The organism is Croceicoccus sp. (assembly GCF_983967925.1).
The window spans coordinates 31,096-43,299 of record NZ_CFETID010000015.1; the positions used below are offsets into that span (position 1 = coordinate 31,096).

Here is a 12,204-nt window from a genome sequence, read left to right on the forward strand (position 1 = left end):
AAGTTCAGTCCTTCGCCAGTTCGCGCGAGCGTTCGGCGGCCGCCTCGACCGCCTCGGCCACCAGTTCGCGCATCCGGCCCGTGCCCATCAGCACGTCCAGCGCCGCCGCCGTGGTGCCATTGGGGCTGGTCACATTGCTGCGAAGCTGGCCGGGATCCTCGTCGGACGAGCGTGCGTAGGACGCCGCGCCATAGACGGTCTGGATCGCCAGTTCCTTGGACAGCTCCTCGGGCAGGCCCGACTTGACGCCGGCCTCGGCCATCGCCTCGATAAAGTGGAACACATAGGCGGGGCCCGATCCCGATACGCCGGTGACCGCGTCCATCAGCCGCTCTTCCTCGACAAAGGCGACGCTGCCGCTGGCCGACAGCAGGGTTTCGCACACGGCGCGCGCCTCGTCCGTCACGGCATCGTTGGCGCAGCACACCATCATGCCCTTGCCCACCGCGGCAGGCGTGTTGGGCATGCAGCGAATGACCGCGCTGCCCTTGCCCAGCGCATCCTCGATCGTGCCGAGCAGCGTGCCCGCCGCGACCGAGACGAAGGTCGTCCCCTTGGCGGCAAAGGGTTTGTAGTCGGCGAGCACCTTGGCCATCATCTGCGGCTTGACCGCGATGATCGCCATGGCGGGCGCTTCGCCGCCAGTGATGTCGCCGGCGCTGGCGTGAACCTTTGCGCCGGTTCCGGCGGCACGCTTGCGCAGATCGTCATTGGGTTCGACCACGTCGATGCGATTCGCAGGGGTGCCCTGTTCGATCCAGCCCTTCAGCATGGCGAAACCCATGTTTCCGCATCCGACAAGCAAAACCCGTCCCTGCGGTTGCGTATTCTGACTCTGGCTCGAAATATCCGTGCTCATAAATCCTCTTTCGGGTCGAGTGTCTGTCTTTTCGGATCGAAGTCCGCCGCGAGCGGTTGCAGCTAACACAAAGAGATGATTTGGCCACCCGCAGCAGGCGGAAAATGCCGATCCGACCAGATAACGTCCAACGCGCCGAAAGGACCCCATGCTCGACAGGACTGCCGATTTGAACGACCCGTTTATCCGTTTCGCCCCCCCGATCCGCGAAGCGACGCCGCTGCGCCAAGCCATCACCGACGCCTATCGCCGCCCCGAGCAGCAATGTGTGGGCGACCTGCTTCCGCGCGCCGAAATGCCGCCGCATCTGCGCGGCCCGATCGAGAAGACCGCCCGCGAACTGGTGACCAAGGTCCGCAAGAAGCAGGACGGCTGGGGCGTCGAAGGGTTGATGCAGGAATATTCGCTGTCGAGCGAGGAAGGCATCGCGCTGATGTGCCTTGCCGAGGCCTTGCTGCGCATTCCCGATGCGGGCACGCGCGACGCGCTGGTCAAGGACAAGATCGCGCGGGGCAACTGGCGTTCGCATCTGGCGCCCGACCATTCGCTGTTCGTCAACGCCGCCACCTGGGGCCTTGTCGTAACCGGCGAGTTGTCCGAGCGTACCGACGAATTCGGCCTCGCCGCTGCACTGAAGCGGCTGATCGGCCGTGCGGGCGAACCGGTGATCCGTTCGGGCGTCCGCCTTGCCATGGAGTTCATGGGCGAGCATTTCGTCGCAGGCGAAACGATCGAGGAAGCGATCAGGCACGCCAAGGGCCCCGAGGCACGCGGCTTTACCTATAGCTATGACATGCTGGGCGAGGCTGCCGTCGATCTGAACGACGCCGCTGCCTATTACGCCGCCTATGAAAAGGCGATCCACGCCATCGGCCGCCGCGCCGACGGCAAGCCGGTGCATCTTGCTCCGGGTATTTCGGTCAAGCTGTCGGCCCTGCATCCGCGCTATCAGCGTGCGCAGGCCGACCGGGTGATGAAGGAACTGCTGCCCCGCGTGCGCGCGCTGGCCGTGCTGGCGAAGTCATACGGCATCGGCTTCAACATCGACGCCGAGGAAGCCGACCGGCTGGAACTCTCTCTCGACATTATCGAGGAGCTGGCCACCGCGCACGAGCTGGGCGGCTGGGATGGTCTTGGCTGCGTGATTCAGGCCTATGGCAAGCGCTGTCCGCAGGTGCTCGACTGGCTGATCGATCTGGCGAAGCGTTCCGACCGCCGCATTCCGGTCCGCCTTGTGAAGGGCGCCTATTGGGACGCCGAGATCAAGCGCGCGCAGCTGGACGGGCTGCCCGACTTCCCGGTCTACACCCGCAAGATCCACACCGATCTGTCCTATATCGCCTGCGCCCGCCAGTTGCTGGAAGCGCGCGAGCATATCTTCCCGCAGTTCGCGACGCATAATGCGCAGACGCTGGCGACGATCTATCACCTCGCCGACGAGATCAAGGGCGCGCCCTTCTCGCCCGAGGATTACGAGTTCCAGTGCCTGCACGGCATGGGCGAGGAATTGTACGACGAGGTCGTCCCCAAGAAGAAGCTGAACCGTCCCTGCCGCATCTATGCGCCGGTCGGCACGCATGAGACGCTGCTGGCCTATCTGGTGCGCCGCCTGCTGGAGAACGGGGCGAACAGCTCGTTCCTCAACCGCATCTCGAACCCCGATGTCGCCATCGAGGACCTGATCGCCGATCCCGCGCAGCAGGTTGCCGCGATGGAACGCCCGGGCAGCATCCATCCGCAGATCACGCTGCCGCGCGGCATCTTTCCGATGCGCCTCAATTCGGCGGGTATTGACCTGACGAACGAGGACCGGCTGGCGGAACTGACGCAGGACCTCAAGACCAGCGCCGAGCGCGAATGGGTCGCGGGCGAAGCCGGCAAGGGCACGCCGCGCGAGGTGACCAATCCGGCGGACCGCCGCGATATCGTCGGCATCAGCCACGATCTGTCGCCCGATGACGTCCCCGCCATCGTCGCCAAGGTCGCGGCTTCGCACTGGCACGAAGTTCCCGTCAGCCAGCGCGCATCCGCGCTCCACCGCGCCGCCGATACGATGCAGGCGCAGATGGGCGTGCTGATCGGCCTGACCATCCGCGAGGCGGGCAAGAGCGCCGCCAATGCCATTGCCGAGGTGCGCGAGGCGATCGACTTCCTGCGCTATTACGCCAATCGCGCGGTCGAGAACTTTGGCCACGAGCAGGAGCCGCTGGGCACGATCTGCTGCATCAGCCCGTGGAATTTCCCGCTGGCGATCTTCACCGGACAGGTCGCCGCGGCACTGGTCGGCGGCAATTCGGTGCTGGCCAAACCCGCCGAGGAAACGCCGCTTGTCGCGGCAGAGGCGGTGCGCATCTTGCATGAAGCCGGCATTCCCGATCATGCGTTGCAGCTGGTCCCCGGACCCGGCGAAGTGGGCGCGGCGCTGGTGGCATCGGAAGAGATCCGCGGCGTGATGTTCACCGGTTCGACACAGGTCGCGCAGCTGATCCAGAAGCAGTTGTCAAAGCGGGTGTCCCCCGCTGGCAAGCCGATCCCGCTGATCGCGGAAACCGGCGGCATCAATGCGATGATCGTCGATTCCTCGGCGCTGGCCGAACAGGTGGTGCGCGACGTGATCGCCAGCGCCTTCGACAGCGCGGGACAGCGCTGTTCGGCACTGCGCCTGCTTTGCATTCAGGACGATGTCTATGACCGTACGCTGGGCCTGCTGAAGGGGGCGCTGTCGCAGCTCGCCATCGGCTCGACCACAAAGCTGTCGAACGACATTGGCCCCGTCATCACCGACGAGGCGCTGGAAGGCATCGAGAAGCACATCGCCGAGATGGAAGCCGCCGGACACAAGGTTACGCGGGTGAAGATGCCCGCAGGGACCGAGAACGGCAGCTTCGTCGCGCCCGCGATCATCGAACTGGATTCGACGACCGAGCTGACCCGCGAAGTGTTCGGCCCCGTGCTGCATGTCACGCGCTTTTCGCGCCACGACCTTGTGCCCCTGGTGCATGAGATCAACATGTCGGGTTACGGCCTGACCTTCGGGCTGCACACGCGGCTTGACGGTACAGTCGACCAGGTGGCCCGCGTGATCGAGGCGGGGAACATCTACATCAACCGCAACCAGATCGGCGCGATCGTGGGGAGCCAGCCGTTCGGCGGGCATCGCCTGTCAGGCACGGGACCGAAAGCGGGCGGGCCGCTCTATCTGGGCCGCCTCGTCTCACAGCCCCCGGCCCTGCCGATGGCGATGTCGGACCCGGCGGTGCACCAGTTCGCGCAGTGGCTGCGGATGCGCGGCGAGATCGCGGCGTCGGATGCGGCGCGCGCCTATGCCGATCAGGGCGGGCTTGGCTACCGCGAGGTCCTGCCGGGCCCGGTGGGCGAGCGGAACACCTATGAGCTGCGCAAGCGCGGCCATATCCTGATCCGTCCCAAGACCAAGGCCGGTTTTCAGCAGCAATTGTCGGCGGTGCTTGCCACCGGCAATGTGGCGGTGATCGAGAACATGGACTGGGCCGCGGATCTGCCGCCCGAACTGCACGGCCGGGTCGAGGCGCTGGGCCACCACCCGGTCGCAGGCGCTCTGGTCGAGGGCGGAGAGGACGACGTGCGCAAGGCGCTGGCCGAATTCGCCGAGCGCGACGGACCGCTGGTGCTGACCCAGTCGGCGACCGAGGCGGATTGCGCATCGGATACGCCCGCCTATTGCCTCAACTGGCTGCTGGAAGAGGTGTCGATCTCGGTCGATACGACGGCGGCGGGCGGCAATGCCAGCCTGATGACGCTGGAATAAGAACGGATAAAGGGCCGGAGGCGCATAGCCCCCGGCCCTATTTCCTTATCCCACCACGCGCCAGCTGGGGCATTCGACGGTGCCGGCGGCGCCCCGCTTGAACACCTTGGCGCGCAGGCCGAAATGATCGCTGCCCCACGTCTGGTTGGGGCCGCCCGAGATCTGCACCTTGTCGCCAGCGGCAAGATCGATGTCGGCGCTGATGATGGTCTGCCCGTTTGTCAGGATCTTGGTCGCGGCGGGCTTGCCATTGCGGTCGATCGCAAGGTCGATGCCGTCGCCGCCATCCTCGCGCTTGTGGAAGCAGGCCTTGACGGTGACCGACACCGCCCTGTCCGTCTGCCACTGCCACAGCGCGCGCAGCGGATCGTTGCTGTCGCGTGCGGGCACCGCGCCGTCAGGATTGAGCGAGATGGCCGCATCCCATGCGCTGCGCAGATCGCTGCCGTACCACTGCGTCTTGTAGGTCAGCGGATCCATGCCGCCATCCTTGCCGCGCGCGAAATATTTCCAGGCGCCCGTGCCATATTGCAGCAGCGTATCGGCGAGCACGTCGCTTGTCCCCCGGTCGCTGATATTGCCGCCGATGAAGATCACCGGCACGTCGGACACCTGCATCTCGGTATTGGAGGGCAGCCGGTTGCCATAGGCATCGTAGGCCTCGCTCGCCCCTTCGACCCGTATAATGCGCGGCGTGCCCCAAACCACGGTCGCGCCCTGCCCGAAGCGATAGGCGAACAGGCCCGGATCGCCGGTATTCAGCTTGATCGGATTGCCGTGCGGCAGCAGCTTGCTGGCGGCAAGGCGCACCATGCGGCCCTGCGGCTTGATCGAGGAACCGTCGAACAGGCCAAGGTTGGGGAACCATTCCTCTTCATACAGCGCATACCACGCCGCCATGTCGACTCCCGCGGCCGCCATCAGCGTGATCGACTTCATCCCTTCCGACGCAGCCAGTTTCTGGTCGGGATGGTCATGCGCGAATTCGGATGCCCAGATCTCGACTTCCTTGCCGTGGTCGCGCATCGCCTTTTTCAGCGCGTCGATTTCCATCGGCAGGCCGTAGGAATAGCCCGAATAGGGGTGCACCGCGACGCCATCGACATAGTTCAGCATCCCGGCATCGAACAGGTTTTCAAGGAACCCCGTCCCGATCATGTTGGTCGAGCCGCCGATGATCTTGATATAGGGATGGCTGCCGCCCATCGCGGAATCGATGTCCTTCAGCAGCGCGACATAGGTATCTTCAAGGTCATAGCCGGCGGGATAGTCGGGCCGCGTGTTGCCGCCGCCATTGATCTCGTTCCCGATCTCGAACGCGGCGATGCAGCTGCCGAAACGGTCGGCGACGGCGCGCAGATATTTGGCGAATTGCGAGCGCGCCTCGGGCGAATAGACGAACTTGCCGCCGTCGTAATGCTTGTTGAGCGGGATCTGGACCAGCAGGAATTTCTTGCCGCGTGCGCAGGCCGCGTCGATCTTCTGGGCCGTTCCGCCGGTGAAGTCGAACGTGCCCTTCGTTTCCTCTCCCTGATGCCATTCCATGCCGTCGCGCAGCAGATTGACCGAAATGTCGTCGGCGCGGTCGATGGTGTCGAGCCCCCAGCCCTGGCTGAGATGGGTGGCGACGCCCAGCTTCATCGTTCCCTTTGGTGCCGTGGTCGGCGTGGGGGTCGGTGAAGGAGTGGGCGTTGGCGAAGGGGCCGGTGTCGGTGAAGGTGTGGGAGTCGGTGAAGGTGTGGGCGCGGGGCTGGGAGACGGCGACGGGCTCGGCGTCGGGCTGGGAGAAGGCGCGGGGCTGGGTGACGGGGCCGGACCCGCAGTCGGCGTCGGGCTGGGAGAAGGCGATGTCGTGGGGGTCGGCGAAGGCGATGGCGACGGGCTGGGCGCAGGGACGACCGTGCTGGGGACAGAGGCGACCCCTTCCGTCCCGGCCTCGCCCCCTCCGCAGCCGGCCAGACATGCCAGCGCCGTACCTGCAAGTAGAAACATACCTCGATTGTTCGCCATGAAGCCCGCCCTTCGCAAGTGCGATTTGTTGCCAGATCGCTGCGGGCGAGATCCCTCCGCGCGCAGCCTTGCGCCCGGGTTCGAAGTTCTAGGTAAATTTCGGGTTAACGCGCCTAACCCGATCGGATATGCCGAGCGCGGGTTGCGGCGAAGCGTTCAGCGGCACGAAAGGCGGGGTTTGGCGGCTAGTTCTTCAGCCTCTCGGCATGCCATTCCACGTGCTCGGCCATGAAGGTCGAGATAAAATAGTAGGAATGATCGTAACCCGGCTGCATGCGGATTTGCGCGGGGATTCCGGCGCCCTCCGCCGCCTGTTTCAGCAGGTCGGTCTTCAGCTGCTCTTTAAGGAAATTATCCGCTGTTCCCTGATCGACCAGCAGGTCAGGCAGCCTGGCCCCGTCCTCGATCAGGGCGCATGCGTCATATGCGCGCCATGCGTCCCGGTCCGGCCCCAGATATCCGCTCAGCGCCTTTTCGCCCCACGGGCACTGCAGCGGGCTGGCGATGGGCGCAAACGCACTGGTCGAGCGGTAGCGGCCCGGATTGCGCAGCGATATGGTCAGCGCGCCGTGCCCGCCCATCGAATGACCGGTAATGCCCTGACGCGCCATGTCGGCGGGGAAATGCTGCTGGATCAGCGCGGGCAGTTCCTGTTCGACATAGCGGCGCATGTTGAAATGCGCGGTCCATGGCTCCTGCGTCGCATCGACGTAAAAGCCAGCCCCCTTGCCGAAATCATAACCGTCGTCGTCCGCCACGTCGTCTCCGCGCGGAGAGGTATCGGGCGCCACGAAAATTATGCCCTGCCGCGCGCAGGCCGCGCGATATTCGCCCTTCTCGGTCACGTTCGCATGGGTGCAGGTCAGGCCCGACAGATAGGTCAGCACCGGCAGCATTTGCCCGTCGTCATGATCGGGCACGAAGACGGAGAATGTCATCTCGGTCCCCGTCGCCTCGCTCTGGTGCCGATAGACGCCTTGCGTGCCGCCGTGGCTGCGGTTTTCCGAGACGGTTTCCATGATCAGCGGTCCATGAACTTAAGCGCGCACAGCTTGTTGCCGTCCGGGTCGCGCAGATAGGCGAGGTAGAGCGTGCCGGCCGTCTTCTTGCGGATGCCTGGCGCGTCCTCGATCAGGGTGCCGCCATTCTCGACGCCTGCCTGGACCCATGCGTCGCCCTGTTCGGGGCTGTCAACGCGAAATCCGATGGTGGCGCCATTGCTGACGGTGGCCTCTCCCCCGTCGAGCGGCTTGCCGACGATCAGCATCGCGCCGTCATGGTTATAGAAATAGCGATCGCGCTCGGGGTCCTTGACCCCTTCCCCGCCGCCAAGGACGGCCATCACCGCATCGTAGAAGCGCTTGGATCGGGCCGGGTCGTTGCTGCCGACATGGACATGGCTGAACATTGGCGTTCTCCCTAGATTTCGATCGGAGTGAAGGCGGTGGATGTGTCGCCCGTATTTGCGGTGTCGGCGGGGTCGATGACGATCATCCTGACCTCTCCTTCGGGCACGCGCGGGAAATGTTCGACGCCGCGCGGCACGACGATCATCTCGCCCGGCCCCAGCGTTTCGACGTGATCGCGGAACTCCATGACAAGCCGGCCCTCGACCACGATGAACAATTCGTCGGTGTCGGGGTGGCAATGCCACTGGAAATCGCCCGCGGCACGCACCAGCCTGATCTCGTTCCCGTTGTAGCGCCCCGCCACGCGCGGCGCCCAGTGGTCGGAGAACTGGGCGAACTTCTCGGCAAGGTTGACCTTCTGCGCCATCAATAGACCACGACGCTGCGGATGCTCTCGCCCGCGTGCATGAGGTCGAAACCCTTGTTGATCTCGTCCAGTGTCAGCACATGGGTGATCATCGGGTCGATCTCGATCTGGCCGTTCATGTACCAGTCGACGATTTTCGGCACGTCGGTCCGGCCCTTGGCGCCGCCGAACGCGGTCCCCTTCCAGACGCGGCCGGTCACCAGCTGGAACGGCCGCGTGCTGATTTCCTTGCCCGCCTCGGCCACGCCGATGATGATGCTTTCGCCCCAGCCGCGATGGCATGCCTCCAGCGCCGTGCGCATGACATTGGTGTTGCCGGTGCAGTCGAAGGTGTAGTCCGCCCCGCCGTCGGTCATCGCGACGACTTTCTGCACGATCTCGTCATGGCCCATCCCCTTGGTGTTGAGGAAGTCGGTCATGCCGAACTTGCGGCCCCATTCCTCGCGGGTCGCGTTGATGTCGATGCCGATGATCTTGGCCGCGCCTGCCAGCTTCGCACCCTGAATGACGTTGAGGCCGATACCGCCCAGCCCGAATACAACCACATTGTCGCCCACCTGCACCTTGGCGGTATTTGTCACCGCGCCGACGCCGGTGGTCACGCCGCATCCGATGTAGCAGCTGGTCTTGAACGGCGCATCCTCGCGGATCTTCGCCACCGCGATCTCGGGCAGCACGGTGAAGTTCGAAAAGGTCGAGCAGCCCATGTAGTGATGGATCATCTCGCCCTTGTAGCTGAAGCGGCTGGTCCCGTCGGGCATCAGCCCCTTGCCCTGCGTGGCGCGGATCGCTGTGCACAGATTGGTCTTGCCCGACAGGCACGACTTACACTGGCGGCATTCGGGGGTGTAGAGCGGGATGACATGGTCGTCCGGCTTTACGCTGGTGACACCGGGTCCGATCTCGCGCACGATGCCCGCGCCTTCGTGCCCCAGGATCGAGGGGAACAGCCCTTCGCTGTCCAGCCCGTCGAGCGTGTAGGCATCGGTGTGGCACAGGCCCGTTGCCATGATCTCGACCAGCACTTCGCCTTCCTCGGGGCCTTCCAGATCGACTTCGACGATCTCGAGGGGCTTTTTCGCTTCGAAGGCGACGGCGGCGCGGGTCTTCATGGGGCAAACTCCGTATATTGAAACGCTGCGGCGGGCGGCCGCAAAGGCCTCTGAGCCATATGGCGTTTCTCGCCCGAGGGGCAACCCGGGAGGTCGACCGGTTCGCCGATCGCAGCATTCTGATGATGATGATGATGATGCCATGGGGCACGGTGGTGGACGGGGCTGGATTGGCCTTCGCTGCGCTACGGCCGTCTGCGGCGCTGGCGCGCCTCCGACTCCGAACCGGCTCATCGGCGCTTCGCGCCGAACGCTGGTTCACCAAGGCTTTGCAAATGCCGGTTGGTGCGGGCTTGCCTGCTGGCGGCTCCGGTGGTGGACAGGGCTGGATTCGAACCAGCGTACGCTTGCGCGGGCAGATTTACAGTCTGCTGCCTTTAACCACTCGGCCACCTGTCCACACCGGTGCAAGAAGAGCCTATAAGGCCCCTGGCGAAATGCTCCGGAAAACGGAGCCAATCGGCCGAGAGGCGCCCCTTTGGCGAAGCTGCGCTTGCCTGTCAATGGGGGTGCTGGCAACAGCGCGTGGAATACGCAGATTCATGGCCGCATGGGCCGAAACAGATAAGAGGTATCAGTGGCCAAGGGCGAGAAGAAAGCATTGCGCGGACGCGCGGGGCGCATGCAGGGCGGACGCGGCAGCGGGCGCGCGACCAAGGGCGCGGTGCGCCTGTGGGGGCGCCATGCCGTCATCGCGGCGATGGAGAACCCCCATCGCAGCATCAACCGCATCTGGGCCACGCACGAGATGATGGACGAATTGCGCGCCGAGGGGATCGAGCCGGCCCCCGACGTGCGGGTCGAATTCGCGCAAAACACCGATCTTGCCCGGCTGGTCGCGCGCGATGCGCCGCATCAGAACATCGTCATTGAATGCGACCCCCTGCCCGAACTGTTTTTGAAGGACGTGCTGGAAGGCGATCCCTCCGCGCCCGTCGTGATGCTGGACCAGGTGACCGATCCGCATAATGTGGGTGCGATCATGCGATCCGCCGCGGCCTTTGGCGCCGCCTGCATCGTCACGCAGGACCGTCACGCCCCGCCCGAATCGGGCGTGCTGGCAAAATCGGCGTCGGGCGCGCTGGAAACCCTGCCATGGGTTCGCGTGGTCAATCTGGCACGCGCTTTGGACGAGCTTGCCGAGGCGGGATACTGGCGCATCGGGCTCGACGGCGATGGCGAAGTCACCCTGGCGGAGGCTTTGCCGACCGGTCCGGTCGCGCTGGTGCTGGGGGCTGAGGGTGATGGGCTGCGGCATAATATCGGACAGCACTGCGACCAGATCGCGCGCCTGCCGATCAGCTCGACGGTCGAGAGCCTGAATGTGTCGAACGCCGCCGCCATTTCGCTTTACGCCTGCGCAACGCGTTCGATGTAGATAAGGATGCAGGGGGTCACGGTGCGAAGGGGGGCGGATATGAAAATTTCGATTCTGTCGCGGGCGGTCCGGGGGCTGGCCGCGGTTGCCAGCGTGGCGGCGCTTGGGGGCTGTTTCCTGACGCCGGGCAAGTTCGATTCCGAACTCGTGCTGACCAAGGGCGGTGCATTCGCCTTCAGCTATGAGGGCGAGATTACGACCATGGGCCTCAACCAGCTGGCCAATATGGATCAGTCCGCTTCTTTCGAGGCCGAATGCACCGACGACGATCTGGAACCGCGCGAATGCACTGCCGCAGAGGTCGATGAGCAGCGCGCCGACTGGCAGGCCGAACAGGAACAGGAAGCGCGTCAGAAGGAGCAGTTCATCAAGATGTTCGGCGGCATCGACCCGGCCGATCCCGAGATCGCGAAGAAGCTGGTCGAGACGTTGCGCAAGATGCGCGGCTGGGAGGCGGTGTCCTATCGCGGCGACGGCATCTATGACGTGCGTTTCAAGGCCGAGGGCGTGCTGACGCACAGCTTCCTGTTTCCGGTGGTCGAGGATCTGCCCGCGCCCTCTTATTTCGTGACCGTGACGCCGCGCGTCGATGGCCGCGTGCGCGTGCAGGCGCCCGGCTTTGGCGGCGAGCAGGCGGGCATGGGCCAGGGCATGTCGATGATGATGGCGATGGGCGCGATGCAGGACGACCAGTCCGCTTCGGCCGAGATGGTCCTGCCCGAAGGCACCTTCACCATCCGCACCGATGGCGAGATTTTGGCGAACAACACGGACGACGGGCCCGTAGACGAGAGCGGGATGAAAGTGCTGGTCTGGACCGTCGATCCATCCAGCAAGACCGCCCCCATGGCGCTGATCGGGCTATAGAGAGGACGCATCGGGGCCTTGCCAGGGCGCCGATAACAAGAACCGCGCGGATGTCGCCACCCGCGCGGTTCCTATGCCGTGTCCGCCAACCTTTCAGCCGGCGGCGAAACAGGCAGTGATCAGTTCACCGAATCCTTCAGGCCCTTGCCGGCCTTGAACTTCGGCTGGGTCGATGCCTTGATGGTCATCGGCTCGCCAGTGCGGGGATTGCGGCCCGTCGATGCCTTGCGCTTGGCAACCGAGAAAGTGCCGAAACCGACCAGGCGAACCTCGTCTCCCTTCGCCAGCGAAGCGGTGATCGCGTCGAAAACGCCTTCCACGGCCTTCGTGGCATCGCTGCGCGTCAGTCCGCTGGTTTCGGCGACTTCGCTGATCAGCTCGTTCTTGTTCATTTAGGAAAACCCCCTTCAGTCAG

10 protein-coding genes and 1 tRNA gene are annotated in these 12,204 nt (G+C 64.8%); 3 read left to right on the top strand and 8 right to left on the bottom strand.

Annotation, left to right across the window (positions count from 1 at the left end):
- Positions 1 to 4 precede the first annotated feature (4 nt).
- Positions 5 to 1,093 carry a pyrroline-5-carboxylate reductase gene (gene proC, locus AC4FIJ_RS09925; protein WP_490336564.1) on the bottom strand — a complete coding sequence of 363 codons (1,089 nt, stop codon included), beginning with the start codon at positions 1,091 to 1,093 and terminating at the stop codon, positions 5 to 7.
- Between proC and putA the strand changes: the two genes are divergently transcribed.
- Entirely contained in the window at positions 1,008 to 4,646 is a 3,639-nt protein-coding gene (gene putA, locus AC4FIJ_RS09930; protein ID WP_490336565.1) for a bifunctional proline dehydrogenase/L-glutamate gamma-semialdehyde dehydrogenase PutA, read from the top strand. The two genes, proC and putA, sit on opposite strands and share 86 nt — an antisense overlap.
- Before the next feature lie 45 nt (positions 4,647 to 4,691).
- Here the strand turns inward: putA and AC4FIJ_RS09935 are convergent, their stop codons facing one another.
- From AC4FIJ_RS09935 to AC4FIJ_RS09960, 6 genes are all read right to left on the bottom strand, one after another.
- A complete protein-coding gene (locus AC4FIJ_RS09935) occupies positions 4,692 to 6,287 on the bottom strand; it encodes a hypothetical protein (RefSeq protein WP_490336566.1) in 1,596 nt (531 codons plus the stop codon).
- A gap of 554 nt (positions 6,288 to 6,841) precedes the next feature.
- Entirely contained in the window at positions 6,842 to 7,675 is an 834-nt protein-coding gene (fghA, locus tag AC4FIJ_RS09940) for an S-formylglutathione hydrolase (protein WP_490336567.1), read from the bottom strand.
- 2 nt (positions 7,676 to 7,677) lie between these two features.
- A complete protein-coding gene (locus tag AC4FIJ_RS09945) occupies positions 7,678 to 8,064 on the bottom strand; it encodes a VOC family protein (RefSeq protein ID WP_490336568.1) in 387 nt (128 codons plus the stop codon).
- 11 nt (positions 8,065 to 8,075) lie between these two features.
- Positions 8,076 to 8,432, bottom strand: a complete 357-nt coding sequence (locus AC4FIJ_RS09950) for a cupin domain-containing protein (protein ID WP_490336569.1) — start codon at positions 8,430 to 8,432, stop codon at positions 8,076 to 8,078.
- Positions 8,432 to 9,544 carry an S-(hydroxymethyl)glutathione dehydrogenase/class III alcohol dehydrogenase gene (locus AC4FIJ_RS09955; protein WP_490336570.1) on the bottom strand — a complete coding sequence of 371 codons (1,113 nt, stop codon included), beginning with the start codon at positions 9,542 to 9,544 and terminating at the stop codon, positions 8,432 to 8,434. The genes AC4FIJ_RS09950 and AC4FIJ_RS09955 overlap by 1 nt, the downstream gene beginning before the upstream one ends.
- A gap of 313 nt (positions 9,545 to 9,857) precedes the next feature.
- A tRNA-Tyr gene (locus tag AC4FIJ_RS09960) sits at positions 9,858 to 9,943 on the bottom strand.
- Positions 9,944 to 10,121: 178 nt separating this feature from the next.
- Here AC4FIJ_RS09960 and rlmB point away from each other — a divergent pair.
- Entirely contained in the window at positions 10,122 to 10,922 is an 801-nt protein-coding gene (rlmB, locus tag AC4FIJ_RS09965) for a 23S rRNA (guanosine(2251)-2'-O)-methyltransferase RlmB (protein WP_490336571.1), read from the top strand.
- 39 nt (positions 10,923 to 10,961) lie between these two features.
- On the top strand, positions 10,962 to 11,789 hold the full coding sequence (locus AC4FIJ_RS09970) for a hypothetical protein (RefSeq protein ID WP_490336572.1): 828 nt from the start codon (positions 10,962 to 10,964) through the stop codon (positions 11,787 to 11,789).
- A gap of 119 nt (positions 11,790 to 11,908) precedes the next feature.
- Here AC4FIJ_RS09970 and AC4FIJ_RS09975 read toward each other — a convergent pair whose 3' ends face one another.
- Complete coding sequence (locus AC4FIJ_RS09975) at positions 11,909 to 12,181, bottom strand: HU family DNA-binding protein (RefSeq protein ID WP_066843337.1); 273 nt, start codon at positions 12,179 to 12,181, stop codon at positions 11,909 to 11,911.
- Positions 12,182 to 12,204 lie beyond the last annotated feature (23 nt).